This is a genomic window from Oscillibacter valericigenes, assembly GCF_016902445.1.
GTDB classification, from domain to species: Bacteria; Bacillota; Clostridia; order Oscillospirales; family Oscillospiraceae; genus Oscillibacter; species Oscillibacter avistercoris.
Genome location: NZ_JACSNX010000015.1, coordinates 24901 through 45726 on the forward strand (window position 1 = coordinate 24901; position 20826 = coordinate 45726).

Below are 20826 nucleotides of genomic sequence, written 5' to 3' on the forward strand. Positions count from 1 at the left end.
GCAGGGTTTTTCTTGACAAATCTCCGTCATCCGATAAAATAGAGACAACTTGTGAAAAACGGAAAGGGAACAGAACATGGAAGAATCTCAGGAGCTTCTGGAGAAGGCCACCCGGGAGCGTATTCGGAAAAACGGCTTCATGCTCCACAACCACATCGAGCTGGAGTCTGTGGAACGGGACAGGGCGGTGTTCAAGCTGGACATCCGGCCGGAGAGCTGCAACCCCTACGGCATGGTCCACGGGGGCGCCATCTATACGCTGGCGGACAACGCCACCGGCACGGCGGCCCACAGCGACGGGCGGTACTATGTGACCCAGACCAGCGCCCTCCACTTCCTCCGCAACCAGTCCCGGGGGACGGTCCGGGCCACCGCCTGGGTCCGGCACCGGGGCAAGTCCACGGTCCTCACGTCCGTGGACATCACCGGCGAGGACGGCAAGCTGCTGGCCACGGGGGAGTTCACCTTCTTCTGTGTGGACAAGTCCCTGATGGACCAGAAGGTGGCCGCCGAACAGAAATAAGAAAGATGCGGGAGAGGGCAGGACCCTCTCCCCGTTTCTTTCGACATTGTGGAAAAACAGGGCCGTCATATCTCCGCCCGCCGCCGCATAAGGTTGTCCCAGAGGTGAGGCGATATGAAGAGACCGGTTTTTCCCGGCCCGCTGAAAAGAGGGCTCCGGCGGCTGGGCGCGGCTGGGCTGGCGGCGGGGACGCTGTGGGCCGCAGCCGTCACCGCAGGCAGCGACAGTGCTGCGGCGGCCTGGTCCGCTCTGCGGGAGGCCTCTCCCCTGGCGGCGCTGAAATGGGAGCTGGGGGACCTGTGGGCGGACGACGGCCTCTCCCCCGCCGCCGTGATGACACTGGGGGAATCTCCCCTGCTGCTGTCCGCCCGGGCGGCGGTGGCGGAGCTGTGGTCCACGGAACGGACGGAGGAATCCGGCCAGGACGGGACGGAGGAGACCGTCACGGAGCCGGTGGAGGAGACACCTCTGGAGACCACGGGAGAGACGGACAACGGCGTTCCCGCCCGAACGCTGGTGCCAACGGATCCCAGCGGATATACGGTCTGCGACAGGGCCTACATCTCCAATTCCACGGATCACGCCCTCTCGGTCTCCGCCCTGTCGGAGCCCTTTGACGCCAGTCTCGCCGACGGAGAGCCCCAGATCCTGATCCTCCACACCCACGGCAGCGAGGCCTATACGCCCCCAGCCGGCACGGACATCGTCTGGTCCGGCAACTACCGCACCACGGACTCCCGCTACAATGTGGTGGGAGTGGGGGATGTGATGGCGGAGGTCTTTACCGAGGCCGGCATCTCCGTTCTCCACGACCGGACGCTGTACGACTACGCCTCCTACAACGACGCCTACAACAATGCCCTGGCGGCCATTGAGACGTATCTGGCGGAGTATCCCTCCATCCGTTTCATCCTGGATGTCCACCGGGACGCCATCGCGGACGCGGAGGGCAACCAGTACAAGGTGATCTCTCAGATCGACGGCGTGGGCACCTCCGCCCAGATGACCCTGGTGATGGGCAGCGACGGCAGCGGCCTGCCCCATGCTGACTGGATGGAGAACCTGAAGCTGGCGGTGGCGCTGCAGAACAATATCCTCCGGAGCTACCCCACGCTGATGCGGCCCATTCTGCTGCGGAACTCCCGGTACAACCAGCACGCCACCACAGGTTCCCTGCTGGTGGAGGTGGGCGCCGCCGGCAACTCCCCGGCGGAGGCCGCCCTGGCCGGCCGCCTGTTTGCCCAGAATATGGCGGAGTATCTGATCGACCTGGGGAAGTGAGTCTCTTGAGAAGAATTCCGCTCCAGCGTGAAAAGATCCCTGTCCGAGCGGACAGGGATCTTTTTTTATATGGATGTGGAAAACTGCGCGGGATCCGGAGACCTTCCCCCGAAACAGTCGCCGCGCAACCTGTGATTGCCCATTTGCCACACACAGGTGATTTACTTTTGTCAGACGACCGGATAGAATAGAGCACAGAAAAATACCCATGGGGAGAGGTCCGGAGACAGGAGGTGTGAGGTGAAAAAGAAATGGATGGCGTTTTTGGCGTGGCTGCTTTTGGCCTGCGGCTGTCTGGGCTGCGCACCGGGTTTTTACGGGGCCGAACCCCTGTTGGATGCGGAAACCGCTGGAAGGGTCCTCGGTATATACGAAGCGGAGGTCCGCATGGTCGAAGAGACATTTGGGGAGGATCTCTCAGATTACACAGCGGAGGATGATGAGATCCTGACGGAGGCGGCGATCGCGCAATACGGAACGGAGCAGTTTGACCGCCTTTCCCAGCTGGTGACGGAGCTGACCGCGGCAGCCTGGAATCAATCCGAAGAGAGCGGGGGAGGCGAACCGCCTGCATACACCGTTGAAAGACCCTTCGGCCCCATCAAGGGGGCCTGCTTCTGGGAGGTGCCGGTGGCGGTCTCCTTGGCTGGAGACCTCACCGGCCTGGTGGAAATATCCCGGGGCGACAGGGTGCAGGAGATGAAGATCTCCAATTCTGTGTCCGTAGAGATCCCGCTGGAGCAGGCTGACGGCCCGTCGGATGGAACGCACCTCGCCAATGGAAAAGCCGCGACCCACAGGGTCTTTACCGGCGTTTTATGGGGTGTGATCCTGGAGGGGCCCGGAGAGGCGGAATACCGGGTCGCCAGACCCCGGGGCGCGGGATACGCACACCTTGCGCAGATCAGCAGCCCCCTGTATGTGGAGCGCGCGGGGGACCGTGCTGTCGTGACCTGCGAGCACTTTTTGGAGTTTCAACAGACACTGGAGAGAGACCCCGGCCGTTTTCTGTCATGATTGAGACAAAGCCCCCGTCAAAAGACGGGGGCTTGTGTCGCGGTCATGCTTCTTCAGACAGGGGGAAGGACACCACGGCGGTGAACAGGTCCGCCAAAGTCTCCACCCGGAACGCGCCGCCGCAGGCCTCGGTAAAGGAGCTGGCGATGGAGAGCCCCAGGCCGCTGCCGCCGTCGGTGCGGCTGGCGTCGCCCCGGACGAACCGGGCGGTCAGGTCCACGCCGTCGGGAAGCTCCTCCCGGGAGGTGTTGCGGAGGCTGGCCTCCGCCCGGCCGTCTGCCACCTTCAGCGTCAGATAGACCCGGCTGCCCTCCAGGGCGTATTTCAGGGCGTTGTCGATGAGGTTCTGGAACACCCGGTACAGCCGCCGGCCGTCTGCCGTGATCATCACCGGGGCCTCCGGCAGATCCACCCGAAAGGTCAGGCCGCTTTTGGAGATGGGCCCCTCCAGGTCCGCCAGGGTCTGCCGCAGCAGCTTGGCGAAGTCCAGCCGCTCCGGCTGCACCGGCAGCTGGCCGGAGGCAGCCTTGCTGACCTCAAACACGTCCTGGACCATCACCGCCAGCCGGTGGGCCTTCTCGTCGATGATCCGGGCGTAGTCCGCCGCGGCCCCCTCCAGGGGCTCCTGCCGCAGCAGCTCCGCGTAGGAGAGCACGGAGGTCAGCGGCGTCTTCAGGTCGTGGGACACGTTGGAGATCAGCTCCACCTTCATCCGCTCGCTGCGGGTCTGCTCCGCCAGAGCCCGGTGGAGGCCTGCCTGGATGTCGTTCAGCTGCTCCGCCGTCTGGCGGAGGTCCGCGTCTGCCGGCAGGTCCAGAGGCGTCTCCAGATCCCCGTCCCGGATGGCCGTCACCTGGTCCGCCAGCAGGCCGATGTCCCGGGCCAGGGCAGCGTTTTTCCGCAGGATCCAGCAAAGCACGACAGCTGACAGCAGAAGCGGAAGGAATGTGAACCAGAAGAGCGCGTCATAGGCGGAGATGCCCAGAATACGGGTCAGCACCAGCAGCCAGAAAGCAGCGGGCAGGCAGATCAGGACCAGTGCCAAACGATTCCAGCGGCTGAGCCTGCGCTGGAAGGGGTATTTCCTGGCGCGAACGGACAGGGCCCTCAGCAGGCTCCACCGCTGGTCCGGCTCCGTGTTTTTCCGGGTGATGTGCCGGAGCCACAGGACCCACACCAGCACCAGCAGCGCCGCGGTGTTGGCGGGCAGCAGCGCCAGAAGGCGCAGAACATCCGTCAGAGAGGAATCCATCCAGCCATAGTACCAGAGCTCAAAGGGCGAGCAACCGGTATAAGGGTCCATGGAAAACACCATGGTGAGAAGCGCCAGAATTGCCGCCAGCCACCACACCTCTCCGGGCACGCGCCGGGTGAGGGCGGCCAGCCGCGCCTCCGCCCGCCGCCGGTCCGTCCGCAGAAGGCGGGCGACTGCCAGACACGCGATGCCGAGCACGCACAGCACCGCCCGCAGCACATAAAACCCCTGCATCTCCCGAATATACTGATAGGTGTCGTAGAGTCCATTGTAAAAGCGGGCGCCCCCATCGGTGCTCAGCTGGACATAGGGCACCGGCTCCTGCCGGACGGCCATGTAGACGGTCACGCCCGCCACATCCTCCCCGGCGGTGAAGTTCTCATACCCGGGGACATCCCACAGGGCGTCCTCTGTGTAGAACCCGTCGCCGTACACGTCCACCGGTTCCCCGTCCTTCCGAATCTGGACCTCACCGTGGCGGAAGACCAGATGAAAGTTGTATCCCTCCGGCAGCTCCCTGCCGCTGGTGATCTCCGCGCCCGCCGGGACATTGCTGTAGAGCAGCTCATTTTCCGGGCCGATGACCTGATAGAGCAGATTCTGATCCGCCGCATAGTCTGCGTCCGGCGCGGCGCCGTCCTCGGCGGTGATATCCTCCGTGGCGGTGTCCATGGATCCCCAGGTGTACCAAGTGTCGCCGTCCCCGGACAGGATGTAGGTGTCCCCGGAAGCGGTGCCCCACCAGTCCAGGTCGCTGCCGGTGGCCATGGACAGGAACGCCTGCAGCCGCTGGGCCATCTCCCGCCGAAAGGATGGAGTTTCCTGCCAGTCGGTACTCCACCAGCCAGGGCCGAAGGAGCTGCTGTCCGCGCCGCCGGCCAGGCGGCCCGCCGTCTGTCCCAGGCTCCCCAGCACCAGGCTGACGCCCAGCACCAGCGCCAGCAGCCCGGCCGCCGCCCGCAGCTTCCCGGCGGTCTTTCCCGGGACCCGGAGCTTCACCACGCCGGGGGCGTCCTCCGCCCCCTTCAGAGCCTCCCGGACCTCACCGGCCACAAACTGTTCCAGACCCTCGTCAGGTCCCGTGCTGTTCCATTTTGTATCCAATTCCCCACACCACCTTGATGTAATCTGGCTCTCTGGGATTGAGTTCGATCTTTTCCCGAATGCGGCGGATGTGGACCATCACCGTGTTTTCGCAGGCGTAGGCCGCCTCCCCGTCCCACACCCGGCGGTAGATCTCCTCCGCCGGGAAGATGCGGCCGGGATTGCGCATCAGCAGATCCACGATCTTGGTCTCCGTGGCGGTGAGCTTCACCGTCTCCCCGTCCGCCCGCAGCTCCCGGCGGCCCGGGTCATAGGTGAGACGGCCGTTGACGAGGAGGCCCTGCCGCGCCTCCGCGTGGACGTCCCCCAGCAGGGTGTACCGCCGCAGCTGACTCCGGACCCGGGCCGCCAGCTCCTGGGGGTTGAAGGGCTTGGTGACGTAGTCGTCCGCCCCCATGGACAGGCCCAGGATCTTGTCCGTGTCCTCGCTTTTGGCGGAGAGGACGATCACCGGCAGATTCCGCTTCTCCCGGATCCGCAGCAGGGCGGACAGGCCGTCCAGCTTGGGCATCATCACGTCGATGAGGATCAGCCGCACCGCCGGGTCCAGGGCCAGGTCCAGCGCCTCCATGCCGTTGTAGGCCCGCAGGACCCGGTACCCCTCCCGTTCCAGGGTGATGGCGATGGCTCCCACGATCTCCGGGTCGTCATCCACCACCAGAATGCATTCGTTCATCTCGATCCCTCCTTGAGCTGTTTCCAGCATACCGGGGATTTCTTACAAACACCCGGAGAAATTTCTTACAGATTTCTTACGACTTCCGCAGGCATGGACAGGGGGCATCTTTCCGCATCCGTCCGCGTGTCTGCACAGCAAAAAAGGGCTTTCCGGGAAGGAAAGCCCCTTTTCACAGGTCTTTACTTCTTCAGCGGCATGGAGAAAAGAAACCGGGTGGAGACGGCGTCGCTCTCCGCCTTCAGGGTGCCCTTGTGCTCCGCCGCGATGGCGGCGGCGATGGGCAGCCCCAGGCCGAAGCCGGACTGCTCCCCCCGGGAGGCGTCCGCCCGGTAGAACCGCTCAAACAGACGGTCCAGCTGCTCCGGCGGGATGGGCTCCCCGGGGTTGGACACCAAAAGCCGGGCCTGCCGGTCCGTCCGCCGCAGCGTCAGGGTGATGGCGCCCCCCGCCTGTCCGTATTTGATGGCGTTGTCCAGCAGGACGCCGATCAGCTGGCGCAGTTTGTCCGCATCGCCGGTGACGAGAATGTCCGGCGCGATATCGCTCTCCAGAGGCTTTCCAGCCTCAAAGGCCACCGGTTCGAAGGCCAGGGCGCAGTCCGTGGCCAGATCGGAGAGGGAGACCTCCCCCATCACCGCCGTGGGCATGGCGTTGTCCGCCCGGGCCAGGGTCAGCATCTCCTCCACCAGAGACCGCATCCGCTTGGCCTCGGAGTGGATGTTGTCCGCCCACCGGGCAGGGCGGTCGTCCAGAGGCGATGCCTCCAGCAGCTCCGCGTTGGAGAGGATGACGGTCAGGGGCGTTTTCAGCTCATGGGAGGCGTCCGACAGGAACTGCCGCTGCTGCCGCCACGCCTTTGCCACCGGCGCCGTTGCCCACCGGGCCAGCAGGATGGAGACCCCCAGCAGCAGCACCAGCGCCGCCGCGCCGATCTGCAGATAAGAGCGCATGCTCTCCGCCAGGGTGGCCTGCTCCATGGACATGTCCACAAAGGCGATCCGCTGATACAGCAGATACTCCCCCTGAAACGGCCACTCTGCGTAAAAGAAGTGGTCCTGCCGGAGATATCGCAGGCCGTATTCCGGAAGCACGCCCTCGTCCTGCTCCTGATTCAGACAGGCGGTCACGATGGATTCCAGCAGCTGCGTGTCCTGGAGATTGGAGTAGGTGCCGCCGGTGACCGTGGCGGAGGCCAGCCGGGACCCATTTTCCTCCGTATACCGGACATTCACCGTGAAATAGGGCAGCAGCACATCCTCCCGCCCCGGATCACGGCCGAAATTCGGCAGCTCTCCCTGCGTGTCCTCCTCCTGGATGACCCGCTGCAGCACCTGATGGCTGATGACCTCGATGTTCTGCTTGGCGGAGAAGTATACCGCCAGAAACACCACGGCCAGGACTGCGGTCACCAGCAGCATGCACATGGCCACGAATTTGATCTGTAATTTTCGGATCATGGGCCAGCTGCCCCCTTTTGTCGAAAACTCTGTGGAAAAGTGGAAAAATGTGTACTTTGTGGAAAACTACTCCCCGTCTGGCGCCTCCAGGCAGTACCCCACCATGCGGATGGTGCGGATCTTCACCTGGGAGCGGAGATGCTCCAGCTTTTTCCGCAGGAAGGAGATATAGACCTCCACGTTGTTGTCCTCCGCGTCGGACTCATAGCCCCAGACTTTCAGCAGCAGCTTTTCCTTGGTGATGACCATCTTCCGGTTCAGCATCAGCATCTCCATCATGTCGAATTCCTTGCGGCTCAGGCGCACGGACCGATCGCCGCAGGAGAGGGTGAAGGAGGTCTTCTCCAGCCGCAGGTCCCCGTATTCCAGGGAGTCCGTCTGCCGCAGCTCCGGCTGGCGCCGGGTCAGAGCCCGGATGCAGGCCAGCAGCTCCTTGGGCTCAAAGGGCTTTGTCAGATAGTAATCGGCGCCGCAGTCCAGTCCCTGCACCCGGTCAGAGAGATCGGAGCGGGCGGTGAGCATCAGCACCGGCGTGGTGCTGTGCTCTGCCCGCAGGCGGCGCAGCACGGTGAAGCCGTCCAGCTTGGGCAGCATCACGTCCAGCAGGATCACATCATAGATCGCGGTCAGGGCGTTGTCCAGCCCCGACTCGCCGTCGTGGCAGATGTCCACGGTATAGCCGTTCAGCTCCAGCAGATCCTGGAGCGTGGCGGCCAGGCGGACCTCATCCTCCACTACCAGTACGCGCATGGGGATCACCTCCGGGGTATCCATGCCTGGGCGGCACGGGAATCAGAAGTGGGGAGCCCGCGGGCTCCCCCTCATTGTAACACGCGGGTGAAAAAAGGTACAGCTTATTCCGAAGCGGAAGCATCTGTCAGGCCGCTGGCCGCTACAGAGAGAACGGCATCCGCGTCGCCGCTGTCCACCTGATAGATGGTGGGATCGTCGTTGACGCGCACATAGCAGCCGGTCCCATCCAGATTGTCGCTGCCGAAGGTCAGCGTCAGAGAGCTTTCCGTTCCGGTCTCCGTCAGGTAGAGGACCGTGACCACGGCACGGGGCGCGCTGAATCCGCACAGCTCCGCCGCCTCATTCGTGGGCTTGTAGTCCACACACTTGGTCAGGGAGATCCCCTCCAGATCAGAGAGCAGGTCTCCGGTGCTCTCCAGCTCCGTCACATCCTCGCCGCCGGCGGCCCAGGTGACGGTCTCCGTGCCCGTGTCCTCGTCCGTCTCTGTTCCAAGGGGACGCAGCAGCGTGCTGACGGTGCCCTCCACCGTGATGGACTGGATGGTGTCCTCCGTCAGGACCGGCAGCTCCGGCAGGTCGCACATGTCGTAAATGGTCTCGGACATATAGCGGTACAGGGCATCGGAAATGATGTATACCGGGCTCTCCTGCCCGTCCATCAGCATGTAGTAGCTGGTGCCGTCGGTAGTGGCGTTGCCCAGGGCGATGGTCAGCGTGCCGCCGTCCGCCTGCGTGGCGGTGAGGGTGGCAAAGGGCTGATCCAGACCGTAGGCATCCAGCGTGTCCCCGTCCGTGATGGTCTGCTGGGGCCTGAGATCCGTCAGCAGGTCCAGAATGGACTGTACGGTGGTGTCATCCAGCGGGAACTCCGGATCATCGGACCAGACCCACTTCCCCTCCTCGTCCAGATGGAAGGACAGTGTGGTGGTGCCGTTGTCATACGTAAGGGCGGTATAGGAGGCCTCCGTCTGGGTAATGACGCTCTCCGCCTCCTGCCGGGCCGCTTCCTCCGCAGCCTGCTGGGCATTGGACCGCTTGACAGCCAGGACCACGGCCAGAATGATCACCAGGGCCGCCACGATCCCCCCCAGAAGGAAGAGATGCTTTTTTTGTGTTCGATTCATGGATCGTTTGCTCCTTCGTCACAGTTTCCGGCGGTGCATCCAGCGGGCAAAGCCGTAGATCAGCAGCGCCGCAGGGATCACCAGGATGAACAGCAGGCCCCAGATGCCGCCGGTGGTGATGGTGTTGGTTGGCACAGACAGGCTCACAGGCTCGATGGAGATGGAGGACACATCCTCGAATCCTGTCGTGGCGGAAGCCAGGAACAGGTCCAGATTGGAGAAGCTTTCGGTGAGGCTGGCGTCAATGAGAGAGCTGGAGCCGTACACCGTCAGCCGGGCGGTGTCGCCCCCGTCGGTCTCCTCCGTGGCCACGGCGCCCACCACATAGGTGCCCTGTGTCTGCGTCTCCTCATCCACCACAGCAAAGCCGTTTTCCGATGTGGTCAGGAACGACTGGACCGTGATGGTGTCCCGGGCCGGGTCCGTCAGGGTGAATCCACGGGAGGAGAGCACCAGCACCATGGCGTCATCCGGCAGGCCGGACGCCGCATCCACAGACGTATCGATCAGAGGGAAGAACAGATAGGGGATGTTCTGGTAATACCGGCTGGTGTCGGCGATCAGGCCGTCCGCCACGTTCATGCCGTAGGCGGCGCAGAGAGCGTTGCAGTTGGGCAGATCCAGAAGCGCCCCGGCCATGTTGTAGATCACCTGTCCGCCCTGCTCCAGGTACGTCAGGATCATCTCCAGCTCGTCATCCGCCAGATCCTCGGTGGGGGCGTTGAGGATCAGCAGGGAGCAGTCCTCGGGAATACCGCCGTCTGTAAGCAGATTTACGGAATCCACAGACATGTGGACCCGGTCGAACCGCTCCTCCACGCCGGCGGGCAGGGCGGTCTCGCCGTGCCCGGTGGTCACATAGACCGTCCGCGTCACGCCGGACACCACGCTGTCGATGGCGGAGGTCAAAAGTCCCTCTCCGTCAAAATCCGTTTCCTGCTGTGTGCCGTACATATAATACATCATTATATCATAGCCGATGATGTCGCTGATGTCAAAGGATTCCTGCCGGCCGGTGGCCGCACAGGTGACCACCACGGTGTCTGCGTCCACGCCATACTGGGTCAGGACGGAGGGATAGACGATGGGGTCTACGTATTCCAGAGACAGGCGGTCGCTGAGCTCTGCGTATGTGTCCAGAAAGCGGGCGATCCGGCTGTCCAAATGATCCGGATCGGCCAGGACATGGATCTCCACATCCTGCTCCATGGCCGCCAGATAGTCCCGGGAGGTGTCGGTGATGTCATAGATCCCGCTGCCGCTCAGGTCGAACTGGGACCAGCTCTCCGGCAGCTGGGCGGCGATCAGGTTGAACACCAGCACCGCCGCCACGGCCAGGGCCGTCAGCCCGGCGGAAAACGCGCCCCTGCGGGAGGCGTGGCGGCCTGCGGCCTCCCGCAGGCTGTGCTTCCAGTTGTGATGCTTCATCTCTGCACACCCCCCTCAATTCCAGCGCCGCCGCTGGATCACCTGCACGGTGAGAAAGACCAGCAGCGCGCTCATGGACAGGTACAGCAGGATGCCCGGCACGTCAAAGACATGGTCCAGCGCAAAGGCGTTGAAGACAGAGAGCAGAGAGAACCTGCCCAGCAGGTCCGGCAGCAGGCCGGCAAAGGCGCCGGAGTCCCGCAGATAGAACGCGGTGAGCACAGCGGCTCCCAGCACCAGGACGGCGGCTGTGACCTTCCAGTTGTTGGACAGGGCATTCACCAGAAAGCACACCAGAGCCAGCAGGATGGCCAGCCCCAGCAGCGACCCGCCGGCGGTAGAGGGCAGGAAGTCCACCAGCCCGTCCCACAGGTACAGCAGGAGCAGCAGGCCGAAGGAGCCCACGGCGGCAATGATCTGGCTCTCTGTCAGGGAGGAGACCAGCATGCCCACGGCGATCTCCACTGCACCCAGCAGGAAAAAGGCCAGGATGGAGCAGTAGTCTGCCAGCAGGAAGGCCGACCCATTCAGGGCGATGATCAGGGGGCACAGGCAGGCGATGGCCACCGGAACGGCGAATACGGTCAGCATGGCGAAATATTTGCCCAGCACCACTGTGGTGATGGTGACCGGTGCCGTCAGCAGCAGCTGGTCCGTCTTGGAGTGGCGCTCGTCTGCCAGGGAGCGCATGGTGAGGACGGGGATCACCACCATAAACACCACCAGCACCGAGTTCAGGGAGACGGAAAAGTAGGGATATCCGGAAAACAGGTTGTTGACGAAAAAGTAGATGCCGATGAAAAAGGTCAGCACCGCCACAAAGACCCAGCCGGTCATGGAATTGAAATAGGAGCTGACCTCCCGCTTGTAAATGGCCTTCATTTCCGGACACCTGCCTTCTCTTCCGTGCGCTGGAACAGTGCCGCCGCCTGGGCGGCGACCTCGTCGTCGTCATCCGTCAGGTCCAGAAAGACCTCCTCCAGAGAGGCCATCCGGGGCCGCAGCTCCACCAGGGGGCACCGGGCTTCCGCAAAGGCAAAGAACAGGGCCTCCCGCACATCTCCCTCCGTGCGGACGGAGAAGCGGGCGGAGTCTGCGGTCTGCCCCAGCAGCGTGCAGGACACGACGCCCTGAACGCTGCGGAGCAGCGGCTCCGCCTGTTCCGGCGCGGCCTTGGCCGTAAGCTCCAGAGAACCGCCGGCAGAGAGCCGCTCCTCCAGCTCATCCGGTGTGTCGCACACCACGAACCGCCCCTTGCGGATGATGAGCACCCGGTCGCACACTGCCCGGATCTCCGAGAGGATGTGGGAGCTGATGATCACCGTGTGGCCTCTGGACAGATGGCGGATCAGTTCACGGATCTCCACCACCTGCTTGGGGTCCAGCCCCACGGTGGGTTCATCCAGGATGATGATCTTCGGAAAGCCCAGAATGGCCTGGGCCAGGCCCACCCGCTGGCGGTAGCCCTTGGACAGGTTCCGGATCAGCCGGGCGCTCATCTCCTCCAGGTGGGTCAGAGCCAGCACCTGGTCCAGCTGCTCCTCCTGCTCCTGTCTGGGGATCCTCTTCAGCTCTGCGCAGAAGGCCAGATACTCCTCCACGGTCATGTCCGGATACAGCGGCGGCAGTTCCGGCAGATAGCCGATACAGGCCTTGGCAGCCTCCGGCTCCTCCAGAATGTCGTGGCCCTCCACCAGGACCTGACCGCCGGTGGCGGCCAGATAACCCGTCATGATATTCATCGTAGTGGTCTTTCCGGCGCCGTTTGGGCCCAGAAAGCCGAAGATCTGGCCATCTTCCACGGTGAAGCTCAGATGGTCCACCGCATTGCGGTCTCCATAGCGCTTCACCAGATCTCTTACTTCGATCACGCAAACGACCTCCTTTTCGGGAAGAGGCAGGCGCCTCCTCCCCGGCGGCATCAGTATAGAGGGAGAATCTGAAACCTATCTGAAAAGGATGAACGGGACTTCATAAACTGTTCAAACTTTTTAAAGATTATTTTTAGATTTGCGAGTTATGATACAGACATCCTCCAAGAAGGATCGCTGATACCCCTCTCTTTTTTCATTTTTCATTTCCTTTCTCTCTGTGTGCGGCGGAGAGTGCCCCTGACCAGGGCGCTCTCCGCCGCATGCTGTCCGATTCGTGGAAAAAGGCGGAACACCGGGAAGGAAGATAGCTACGAAAGAAACCCAGGAGGGGTGTCTTTCGTTTTCAATCAAACCGCTTTTCAGGCCTTTCGGAAGGTCTGAAAAGCGCCGGCAGCTTGGCAAAATGAAATTTTGACAAGCTGGTGCGGCGGAGAGTGTCCCTGACCAGGGCGCTCTCCGCCGCATGCTGTCCGCATCTGCGTGAAAATGGCGTAAAAAAACACATTTTCCAGGAGGTCCCAGCGGGTTTTCCTTGCAAATCAGCACAAGTTCCGATATAATATTTCAGCAAATCTAAGTAACCGGGGCCAGAATGCGACTGCCCGGTGAACTAGGGAGGAAAAAAGAATGAGAGGCGTACACAGTGCTGTGGACGAGATCCGCCGCAATGTCTTTACCGAGGTGGCCCGTCTGGCCTATGAGGGCGGAGACCTGAACCGGGTGGACATGATCCCCTATACCATCGTGCCCGGCGAGGTGGCGCGGCACCGCCACGACGTATTTCTGGAGCGGGCCATCGTCCAGGAGCGGGTGCGGCTGGCTCTGGGCATGAGCCTGCAGCCCGCCGGCGAGCAGACTCCGGTCAGCGCCAACATCCAGGAGGCGGCCTCTGCCGATGACAAGTATTTTGAAGAGCCCCTGGTCAACATCATCTCCTTTGCCTGCAATGCCTGCCCGCCCAAGCAGATCCGCATCACCGACAGCTGCCAGGGCTGCCTGTCCCACCCCTGCATGAACGTGTGCCCCAAGGACGCCATCTATCTGGATAAGGACAAGCACTGCCACATCGACCAGGAGAAGTGCATCAAGTGCGGCCGCTGCTTCAACCAGTGCCCCTACCACGCCATCTCCAAGATCGAGCGCCCCTGCGCCGCCGCCTGCGGCATGGACGCCATCGAGTCCGACGACCTGGGCCGGGCCAAGATCAACTATGACAAATGCGTCTCCTGCGGCATGTGCCTGGTGAACTGCCCCTTCGCCGCCATCGCCGACAAGAGCCAGATCTTCCAGGTCATCAACGCCATGAACCGGGGCTCCGAGGTCATCGCCTGCGTGGCGCCTGCCTTTGTGGGCCAGTTCGGCAAGGCCGCCACCCCCGCCAAGCTGAAGGCCGCCATGCGCATCCTGGGCTTCCAGGATGTGGTGGAGGTGGCCATCGGCGCGGACCTGTGCACGGTGGAGGAGGCCAAGGACTTCCTGGAGGAGGTCCCGGAGAAGCTGCCCTTCATGGGCACCAGCTGCTGCCCCGCCTGGTCCGTCATGGCCAAGAAGCTGTTCCCGGAGTTCAAGGACTGCATCTCCATGGCCCTGACCCCCATGGTCATCACTGCCCGCATGGTGAAAAAGGACCATCCGAACGCCCGGATCTGCTTTATCGGACCCTGCGCCGCCAAGAAGCTGGAGGCCAACCGCAAGTCCGTCCGGTCCGACGTGGACTATGTGCTGACCTTTGAGGAGCTCCAGGGCATGTTCGACGCCAAGGACATCGACTTCAACACCCTGGAGGCGGACCCTGAAGACGGCCTGAACGAGGGCACCGCCATGGGCCGGGGCTTTGCCGTTGGCGGCGGCGTGGCCGCCGCTGTGGTGGAGGCCATCAAGCACATCGATCCCAGCCGGGAGGTGCAGATCGAGTACGGCGACGGCCTGCGGGAGTGCAAAAAGATGCTGATGATGGCCAAGGCCGGCAAGCGCAACGGCTATCTGCTGGAGGGCATGGCCTGCCCCGGCGGCTGCGTGGCCGGCGCCGGCACCATCACCCCCGTGCGGGAGAGCACCATGAACGTGGAAAAGTTCAAGAAGGAGGCCGCAGAGGTCAGCTGCACTGCCAGCCCCTTTGTGGACCGTCTGAAAGACGTGGAGGAATAACAGGCCGCTCTATGGTAAAAAAGAGGGACGCCCCAGGGCGTCCCTCTTCTTTCGTCCGAAAAAGCCGGCGGCGGATTCACAGCTGATACAGAAACACCATCAGCGGCATGGTCCCGATGCACAGCAGCGTGGTGATGGCATTGATGGCGCTGGCGTAGTCCCCCTCATGCCCATAGACCTGTGCGATCTGGGTGACATTGGAGGCAGCAGGGGCGCTGGCGGCCAGCAGGCTGATCAGCAGGATGGACTCCCCGTCCGGGGCCAGCGCGGCCAGACCGGAGAACTTCAGGATGCACAGCACGATCAGCGGCGCGGCGATGAGCCGCAGGAAGGCCACCTTCCAGATGCTGCGGATCCGCAGGACTGCCAGGATGTCCTGATCTCCCATGAGCATGCCGGCGACGATCATGCTCATGGGCCCCACCATGGCGGCCATGGAGTCCATGGTCCCCTCGATGACCGCAGGCAGGGAGATGTTCAGGGCGAACAGCAGCACCCCGGCGAACACGGAGAGGATGTTGACGTTCAGAAAGATCTTTTTCAGGGAGATGGTGCGGTCCCCGCTGAGCAGGATCCGGCAGTGGCTCCAGAGGGGGAACTGCTGCACCAGCTGATACATGCTGGAAAAGACCACCCACTGGGGCCCCAGGATGGCCGTCACCAGGGGGATGATCAGGTTTCCGCAGTTGGAGTAGATGACGGAGGCCTGTTCCACCGGCGTCAGATGCAGAGGCCGGCGCAGCAGGGCCGTGAAGACAAAGAACAGCACATGGATCCCGATGGCCGTTCCCAGAGAGAGTGCCAGGCCCTGGAGCAGCTCCGGGGTGCTGTCGATCTGAAAGGCGCCCACGATGATGCAGGGGATGACCAGATACAGGCACACCACAGAGAGCACCCGGCTGTCCGTGGGCTTGAGCAGCCCCACACGAATCAGGACCCATCCCAGGACGAGACAGAGAAAGAGCTGGACGATATGTTCAAGCAGCAGCAAAACCATGAAAAACTTCCCTCCCTAAAAAGCACGGTTTTTATCCTACCATGCCCGGGTGGGAAATACAACCGGCATCTTTCGATTTCGTTAAAAAAGACGAGAATTCGTAAAAAAACACTCCCGTCCATTGGACGGGAGTGTTCACAGGTTCGAAAAGACTGCCTCAGTCGGTGACGTAGGGCAGCAGAGCGATCTGCCGGGCACGCTTGATGGCCTCGGTCAGCTGACGCTGATGCATGGCGCAGGTGCCGGTGGTCCGGCGGGGCAGGATCTTGGAACGCTCAGACACAAAGCGGCGCAGCTTGGCGGCGTCTTTGTAATCGATATACTCGCACTTGTCCGCGCAGAACTGGCAGACCTTGCGGCGCTTGCCGCGGTTGGGGCGAGCGGGTCTCGCTTCACGATCAAAAGCCATGAAATGGTTCCTCCTTTATCAAAAGTCAGAACGGCAGTTCGCCGTCCTCTTCGCCGATCTCGGCGAAATCGGATTGTCCGCCCATCGGTGCGGCGCTGCGGCCGCCCATGGGGGCGCTGTAGGAAGCGGGTGCGCCGAAATCCCCGGCGCTGTCCCGTTTGGAATCCCCGAAGTAGACGTTGTCGGCCACGACCTCGGCGCTTCTGCGCTTGCCGCCGTCCTTGTCCGTCCAGTCGCGGATCTGCAGCCGGCCCTCCACCACGGCCATGCGGCCCTTGGTGAAGTACTTGCTGACGAACTCCGCAGTGCTGCGCCAGGCCACCACGTCGATGAAATCAGTCTCCTTCTCGCCGTTCTGGGACTTGAAGTCCCGGTCCACGGCCAGGGAGAAGGACGTGACGGCGGTGCCGCTTCCGGTGCGGCGCAGCTCGGGGTCCCGGGTCAGACGACCCATGATGATGATCTTGTTGAGCATGTCAATGCCCCCTTACTCGCCCTTGCAGACGATCAGGGAACGCATGATGCCGTCCGTGATCCGCAGAACACGGTCCAGCTCCTTCGGGAAAGAAGGCTCGCTGGTGAAGGTCATCAGGACGTAATAACCCTCGGTCTTGTAGTTGATGGGATAAGCCAGCTTGCGGCTGCCCCACTCTTCCACTTCCACAGCGGAACCATTCTGCTCAGCCAGGGTCTTGAACTTGTTCACCAGCGCGGCGATGTTCTCCTCACCCTGTGCAGGGTCGATGATATACACGACCTCATAATTGGCAGAAACCTTTGCCATATTTGCACCTCCTTCTGGACAAATGGCCCCCATTCAAGATGGGAGCAAGGATATGCCTGCAGACTGCAAGCCCTATTATTATATCGGAATTTCTGGAAATGTCAAGGAAAATCTGCGTTTTTTCTGTTCCCTGACAAAAAGACGTTCCCTTTTCCCTGGAAATATGCTATAAACTAGAGTGGAAAACTGGGAGGGAGCGATGATATGACGATCTCCATGGCGCTGTTCATTTTCTCGGCGCAGCTGCTGGCCTACACGGTCAAGGGGCTGATCGGCTTCGGCAATCCCCTGATCTCGGCGCCGATCTTGTCCATGGGCCTGGACAATGTGGTCATCACCCCGGGCACACTGCTGCTGGACTGCCCGGTGAACGCCTGGATCACCTGGAAGAACCGGCGCAGCTTCCAGTGGCGGCGGATCCTGCCGCTGCTGGCGGCCAACTTCTGCGGCGTGATCCCCGGCACGCTGCTGCTGCGGTTCTCTATGCCATGGATCATCAAGACGGTGCTGGGCGTCATTGTGGTGTTCCTGGGGCTGGAGATGGCCACCCGCTCCCTGCGGCCGGTGAAGCCGGACCGGAAGGACCGTCCCTGGCTGCGGCTGGTGGTATCGGCCTTCTCCGGTGTGTGCGCCGGTCTCTTCGGCATCAACATGTTCATCGTGGCCTACCTCCAGCGGACGGCGAAAGACTACAGCGAGTTCAAAGGCAGCATGTGCTTCCTCTTCTTTGGGGAAAACGCGGTGCGGGTGGTGACCTATCTCGTCACAGGGCTGTTCACCGGCCCGGTGCTGCTGTTTGCCCTGGTCTCTGTACCGGCGGCGGTGCTGGCCATGGCGCTGGCGGCGCGGCTGGGTCCCCGGCTGGAGGAGGGAAAGCTCCAGAAGGCGGCCATTGTCCTCTTCCTGCTGGGCGGTGTCAGCATCATTGTGAAGTCTGTGTTGTTCCATACATAAAACGACTCAAAAAGAGACGCCGTCAGGCGTCTCTTTTTTGTCACTCGGCGATATACTCCCGCACCCGGTAGGTGGCGCCGATCTCCTCCTCGCAGATCCTCCGGCAGTTCTCGATCTCCTCTTTCGGGATGGTGTCCACCACGGTCATCATCACGGTGGGCACGTATTTGCGGACCTCCTTGGTGAAGTCCTTCATGGCCTGGTAGGCGTCCGCCTGCTGGGGGTGGCACAGGGCGTTGTACTTCTCCGCCGTGTCGGTGTTCAGGGAGACGGACACCATGTCGAACCGGCCGGCAAACTCCGGGGCGATGTCCCGGCCGTTGATAAGGCTGCCGGTGCCGTTGGTGTCCATCCGGGTGAAGATCTTGGTGCCGTGTGCCTTCATCTGGTCGATGACCCAGCAGATGTCGTCGAACCGGTAGGTGGGCTCGCCGAAGCCCACGAACACCAGCTGCCTGTACTGGGAGAGATCGTGGCCCTCGATGGAGGACAGAATCTCCTCCTTTGTGGGCTCCCGCTTCAGCCACAGGTTGTGGGTGTAGATGCTGCCGCCGGAGCCCTGGTTGTGCCGCAGGCAGAATTCGCAGTTGAAGTTGCACCGGTTGGTGGGGTTCACATACAGGTTGTCCCCATATTCATAGGTGATGGTAAAGCCTTTTTCCATCTCAATTCACTCCTTGATCATTTCCTGTTTGCCGGCTGGCCGGGACCCTCCCCTCCAGCCCGAACAGCCGCAGGCCGTTGTTCCAGGCGGCCTCCGCCATCTCCTCCGGAGAGATGCCCTTCCACTCCGCCAGCTTTTCCACGATGTAGGGCAGGTTCCGGCTGTCGTTCCGCCTGCCCCGGTTGGGCACCGGACTCATATAGGGGGCGTCCGTCTCCACCACGATCCGGTCCAGAGGCGTGACGGCCACCACCTCCGGCGCCCGGCGGGCGTTCTTGTAAGTGACGGGGCCGTCAAAGCCCAGGTACCAGCCCCGCTTCAACAGCTCCTCCGCCATCTCCGGACTGCCGGAGAAGCAGTGGAACACCCCCCGGACCCCGGGAAACTCCTTTACGATCTCCAGGCAGTCCCCGTGGGCCTCCCGGTCGTGGACGATCACCGGCAGGTCCAGCTCCAGCGCCATCTGGAGCTGACGGCGGAACACCATCTGCTGGAATTCCTTCGGCGGGTTCTCCGCCCAGTAGTAGTCCAGGCCGATCTCCCCGATGGCCACCACCTTTTCATGTCCGCACAGGTCCCGGATGGCGTCGAAGTCCTTGTCCGTGCAGCCGGCGCAGTCCTCCGGGTGGAGCCCCGCGGCGGCGAACAGCCAGGGGCGGCTCTCCGCCAGGGCCAGGGCGGAGCGGGCGCTCTCCACGTCCACCCCGGGGATCACCACAGCCCCCACCCCGGCATCGGGCAGGGCGTCCAGCAGCGCCTCCCGGTCCCGGTCAAAGGCGTTGTCGTTGTAGTGGGCATGGGTGTCAAACAGCTTCATGGCCGTCACCTCTTCGGCAGAATTTCGATCCTACGGACGATTATAACACGCGCTGCGGAAAAGAAAAGGGCCAGAATCGGGAAAAGCATCCCGGCCAGAAAAACAAAAAGGACATCCCTGCGGATGTCCTTTCAGCCCGATATGATCAGCCGATCTTGTTGAGCTTCAGGGTCATGGCGCTCTTGCGGTGAGCGGCCGTGTTCTTGTGCAGAACGCCCTTGGCAACAGCCTGATCGACTTTCTTCACTGCAACCTTGTAAGCGCCATCGGCCTCGGTGCGATTGCCTTCTGCGGCAGCAGCCTCGAACTTCTTGATGGCGGTCTTCAGCTCGGACTTCGTAGCCTTGTTGCGGGCGTTGCGCACCTCAGCGATCAGAACGCGCTTCTTGGCAGACTTGATATTCGGCAAACCAAACACCTCCCTTAGGCAGAAATTTTGACTGTGGGAATCCGCTCCCACCATGCAGAATGATATTTTAACAGGGCACGGCCCAAAAAGCAAGACTTTTTTTATATTTTTTGTGTGAAAATTGTATATCGTGCCCCCTGCCGCAAAACCTAGGGACCGGACCACAAGATTTTGTGTTTGGGAGGCGGCGCACATTGTTCATCAAACGTACAGACCTGGCCCTGGAGGCCCGGGAGCTCTGGCAGGAGTCCGCGGAGCGGACCACCCGTCTCATGGGAGTGAAAGCCACCAAGCGGAAGCTGGAGGGCTATCCCGTCACTCGGGTGGACATCCTGGACCACCGGGGCGAGGAGGCTCTGGGCAAGCCCCGGGGCAGCTATTTCACCATCGACCTCACCACCTTCTGGCAGCGGAAGGCGGACTTTTTCGAGCGGGCCGTCCGGGCCGTGGGCACAGAGCTGAAGGCCCTGCTGCCGCCGGAGGGCTCCGCCCTGGTGGTGGGCCTGGGCAACGCCGCCATGACGCCGGACGCCGTTGGTCCCCTGGCGCTGGACAGCGTGCTGATCACCCGGCACCTGCTCTCCGCCATGCCCAGGCAATTCGCCGGATTCCGGCAGGTCTCGGCTTTCCGCACCGGCGTGCTGGGCACCACCGGCGTGGAGTCCGCCGAGGCGGTGCGGGGCCTGGTGGCGGAGGTCCAGCCCGCCATGGTCCTGGCCATCGACGCCCTGGCCTCCCGCCGGTGCGGCCGGGTGTGCGCCACGGTGCAGCTCAGCGACACGGGCATCATTCCAGGCTCCGGCGTGGGGAACCACCGGGCGGCATTGAATCAGGAGACGCTGGGGGTGCCGGTGTTTGCCATCGGCGTGCCCACGGTGGTGGACTCCGCCACCCTGGCGGCGGACATTCTGGAGGAGTCCGGCGCAGAGAAGGTGGACGAGGACCGGCTGCGGGGGGAGCATGAGGCCTTCATGGTCACCACCCGGGACATCGACCAGCAGGTGCGGGACCTTTCCAAGGTGGTGGGCTACGGCATCAACTGGGCCCTGCAGGATCTGGAGATCGAGGAGATGAATGCCCTGCTGAGCTGAGGCGCCGCCGCGCTGCCGAAAAGGCGCAGACCGGGAAGCGGTCTCGGCTTCCCGGTCT

At 62.6% G+C, this 20826-nt stretch carries 21 protein-coding genes; 6 read left to right on the forward strand and 15 right to left on the reverse strand.

All coding sequences use genetic code 11. The annotated features are described in order from the left end of the window. Window positions 1-76 precede the first annotated feature (76 nt). The 3 genes from H9X91_RS09710 to H9X91_RS09720 all read left to right on the forward strand — a co-directional run bounded on the left by H9X91_RS09710 (window position 77) and on the right by H9X91_RS09720 (window position 2821). On the forward strand, window positions 77-523 hold the full coding sequence (locus H9X91_RS09710; protein WP_204804682.1) for a PaaI family thioesterase: 447 nt from the start codon (window positions 77-79) through the stop codon (window positions 521-523). Between the two features lie 114 nt (window positions 524-637). Next, entirely contained in the window at window positions 638-1804 is a 1167-nt protein-coding gene (gene spoIIP / locus H9X91_RS09715) for a stage II sporulation protein P (protein ID WP_204804683.1), read from the forward strand. 387 nt (window positions 1805-2191) lie between these two features. Further along, a complete protein-coding gene (locus tag H9X91_RS09720) occupies window positions 2192-2821 on the forward strand; it encodes a hypothetical protein (RefSeq protein ID WP_204804684.1) in 630 nt (209 codons plus the stop codon). Between the two features lie 43 nt (window positions 2822-2864). Here the strand turns inward: H9X91_RS09720 and H9X91_RS09725 are convergent, their stop codons facing one another. From H9X91_RS09725 to H9X91_RS09760, 8 genes are all read right to left on the reverse strand, one after another. Next, entirely contained in the window at window positions 2865-5180 is a 2316-nt protein-coding gene (locus tag H9X91_RS09725) for a sensor histidine kinase (RefSeq protein ID WP_204804685.1), read from the reverse strand. After that, complete coding sequence (locus H9X91_RS09730; protein WP_204804686.1) at window positions 5149-5856, reverse strand: response regulator transcription factor; 708 nt, start codon at window positions 5854-5856, stop codon at window positions 5149-5151. Before H9X91_RS09730 ends, H9X91_RS09725 begins: the two co-directional genes overlap by 32 nt. A gap of 182 nt (window positions 5857-6038) precedes the next feature. Further along, on the reverse strand, window positions 6039-7316 hold the full coding sequence (locus H9X91_RS09735) for a sensor histidine kinase (protein WP_204804687.1): 1278 nt from the start codon (window positions 7314-7316) through the stop codon (window positions 6039-6041). A 66-nt stretch (window positions 7317-7382) separates the two neighbouring features. Beyond that, window positions 7383-8066 carry a response regulator transcription factor gene (locus H9X91_RS09740; RefSeq protein WP_204804689.1) on the reverse strand — a complete coding sequence of 228 codons (684 nt, stop codon included), beginning with the start codon at window positions 8064-8066 and terminating at the stop codon, window positions 7383-7385. A 104-nt stretch (window positions 8067-8170) separates the two neighbouring features. Continuing rightward, window positions 8171-9193, reverse strand: a complete 1023-nt coding sequence (locus H9X91_RS09745) for a DUF4340 domain-containing protein (RefSeq protein ID WP_204804691.1) — start codon at window positions 9191-9193, stop codon at window positions 8171-8173. 18 nt (window positions 9194-9211) lie between these two features. Beyond that, window positions 9212-10621 carry a DUF7088 domain-containing protein gene (locus tag H9X91_RS09750; RefSeq protein WP_204804693.1) on the reverse strand — a complete coding sequence of 470 codons (1410 nt, stop codon included), beginning with the start codon at window positions 10619-10621 and terminating at the stop codon, window positions 9212-9214. Between the two features lie 15 nt (window positions 10622-10636). After that, entirely contained in the window at window positions 10637-11503 is an 867-nt protein-coding gene (locus H9X91_RS09755) for an ABC transporter permease subunit (RefSeq protein ID WP_204804695.1), read from the reverse strand. Next, window positions 11500-12492 (reverse strand): ATP-binding cassette domain-containing protein, encoded by a 993-nt coding sequence (locus H9X91_RS09760; RefSeq protein ID WP_204804696.1) that lies wholly within the window; start codon window positions 12490-12492, stop codon window positions 11500-11502. Before H9X91_RS09760 ends, H9X91_RS09755 begins: the two co-directional genes overlap by 4 nt. Window positions 12493-13122: 630 nt before the next feature. Here H9X91_RS09760 and H9X91_RS09765 point away from each other — a divergent pair. Beyond that, window positions 13123-14643, forward strand: coding sequence for a 4Fe-4S dicluster domain-containing protein (locus H9X91_RS09765; protein ID WP_204804697.1), 1521 nt, complete (start codon window positions 13123-13125; stop codon window positions 14641-14643). A gap of 76 nt (window positions 14644-14719) precedes the next feature. Here the strand turns inward: H9X91_RS09765 and H9X91_RS09770 are convergent, their stop codons facing one another. The 4 genes from H9X91_RS09770 to rpsF form a co-directional block, all read right to left on the reverse strand. Next, window positions 14720-15640 (reverse strand): AEC family transporter, encoded by a 921-nt coding sequence (locus H9X91_RS09770; RefSeq protein ID WP_204804698.1) that lies wholly within the window; start codon window positions 15638-15640, stop codon window positions 14720-14722. Between the two features lie 157 nt (window positions 15641-15797). Continuing rightward, complete coding sequence (gene rpsR / locus H9X91_RS09775; RefSeq protein ID WP_021751115.1) at window positions 15798-16049, reverse strand: 30S ribosomal protein S18; 252 nt, start codon at window positions 16047-16049, stop codon at window positions 15798-15800. 25 nt (window positions 16050-16074) lie between these two features. Further along, a complete protein-coding gene (locus H9X91_RS09780; protein ID WP_204804699.1) occupies window positions 16075-16524 on the reverse strand; it encodes a single-stranded DNA-binding protein in 450 nt (149 codons plus the stop codon). Between the two features lie 12 nt (window positions 16525-16536). Next, the gene (gene rpsF / locus H9X91_RS09785) at window positions 16537-16833 is read right to left on the reverse strand and encodes a 30S ribosomal protein S6 (protein ID WP_204804701.1); all 297 of its coding nucleotides are present in this window, start codon (window positions 16831-16833) and stop codon (window positions 16537-16539) included. A 204-nt stretch (window positions 16834-17037) separates the two neighbouring features. Here rpsF and H9X91_RS09790 point away from each other — a divergent pair, with 204 nt between their 5' ends. Beyond that, window positions 17038-17787, forward strand: coding sequence for a sulfite exporter TauE/SafE family protein (locus H9X91_RS09790; RefSeq protein ID WP_204804702.1), 750 nt, complete (start codon window positions 17038-17040; stop codon window positions 17785-17787). Between the two features lie 40 nt (window positions 17788-17827). Here H9X91_RS09790 and H9X91_RS09795 read toward each other — a convergent pair whose 3' ends face one another. The 3 genes from H9X91_RS09795 to rpsT all read right to left on the reverse strand — a co-directional run bounded on the left by H9X91_RS09795 (window position 17828) and on the right by rpsT (window position 19677). Further along, window positions 17828-18451, reverse strand: a complete 624-nt coding sequence (locus H9X91_RS09795) for a TatD family nuclease-associated radical SAM protein (protein ID WP_204804704.1) — start codon at window positions 18449-18451, stop codon at window positions 17828-17830. 1 nt (window position 18452) lies between these two features. After that, window positions 18453-19268: a TatD family hydrolase gene (locus H9X91_RS09800; protein WP_204804706.1), complete on the reverse strand. Its 816-nt coding sequence runs from the start codon at window positions 19266-19268 to the stop codon at window positions 18453-18455. A gap of 145 nt (window positions 19269-19413) precedes the next feature. Beyond that, window positions 19414-19677 (reverse strand): 30S ribosomal protein S20, encoded by a 264-nt coding sequence (gene rpsT / locus H9X91_RS09805; RefSeq protein ID WP_022288759.1) that lies wholly within the window; start codon window positions 19675-19677, stop codon window positions 19414-19416. 194 nt (window positions 19678-19871) lie between these two features. Here rpsT and gpr point away from each other — a divergent pair, with 194 nt between their 5' ends. Then, window positions 19872-20768: a GPR endopeptidase gene (gene gpr / locus H9X91_RS09810; RefSeq protein WP_204804708.1), complete on the forward strand. Its 897-nt coding sequence runs from the start codon at window positions 19872-19874 to the stop codon at window positions 20766-20768. Window positions 20769-20826: the final 58 nt, after the last annotated feature.

Coding starts and splice junctions, on each gene's coding strand:
- H9X91_RS09780 (WP_204804699.1), bottom strand. CDS start 16,524: ATGCTCAACAAGATCATCATCATGGGTCGTCTGACCCGGGACCCCGAG.
- H9X91_RS09710 (WP_204804682.1), top strand. CDS start 77: ATGGAAGAATCTCAGGAGCTTCTGGAGAAGGCCACCCGGGAGCGTATT.
- H9X91_RS09745 (WP_204804691.1), bottom strand. CDS start 9,193: ATGAATCGAACACAAAAAAAGCATCTCTTCCTTCTGGGGGGGATCGTG.
- H9X91_RS09735 (WP_204804687.1), bottom strand. CDS start 7,316: ATGATCCGAAAATTACAGATCAAATTCGTGGCCATGTGCATGCTGCTG.
- H9X91_RS09765 (WP_204804697.1), top strand. CDS start 13,123: ATGAGAGGCGTACACAGTGCTGTGGACGAGATCCGCCGCAATGTCTTT.
- H9X91_RS09750 (WP_204804693.1), bottom strand. CDS start 10,621: ATGAAGCATCACAACTGGAAGCACAGCCTGCGGGAGGCCGCAGGCCGC.
- H9X91_RS09755 (WP_204804695.1), bottom strand. CDS start 11,503: ATGAAGGCCATTTACAAGCGGGAGGTCAGCTCCTATTTCAATTCCATG.
- H9X91_RS09740 (WP_204804689.1), bottom strand. CDS start 8,066: ATGCGCGTACTGGTAGTGGAGGATGAGGTCCGCCTGGCCGCCACGCTC.
- H9X91_RS09720 (WP_204804684.1), top strand. CDS start 2,192: ATGGTCGAAGAGACATTTGGGGAGGATCTCTCAGATTACACAGCGGAG.
- H9X91_RS09790 (WP_204804702.1), top strand. CDS start 17,038: ATGACGATCTCCATGGCGCTGTTCATTTTCTCGGCGCAGCTGCTGGCC.
- rpsR (WP_021751115.1), bottom strand. CDS start 16,049: ATGGCTTTTGATCGTGAAGCGAGACCCGCTCGCCCCAACCGCGGCAAG.
- H9X91_RS09730 (WP_204804686.1), bottom strand. CDS start 5,856: ATGAACGAATGCATTCTGGTGGTGGATGACGACCCGGAGATCGTGGGA.
- H9X91_RS09800 (WP_204804706.1), bottom strand. CDS start 19,268: ATGAAGCTGTTTGACACCCATGCCCACTACAACGACAACGCCTTTGAC.
- spoIIP (WP_204804683.1), top strand. CDS start 638: ATGAAGAGACCGGTTTTTCCCGGCCCGCTGAAAAGAGGGCTCCGGCGG.
- H9X91_RS09770 (WP_204804698.1), bottom strand. CDS start 15,640: ATGGTTTTGCTGCTGCTTGAACATATCGTCCAGCTCTTTCTCTGTCTC.
- H9X91_RS09795 (WP_204804704.1), bottom strand. CDS start 18,451: ATGGAAAAAGGCTTTACCATCACCTATGAATATGGGGACAACCTGTAT.
- rpsF (WP_204804701.1), bottom strand. CDS start 16,833: ATGGCAAAGGTTTCTGCCAATTATGAGGTCGTGTATATCATCGACCCT.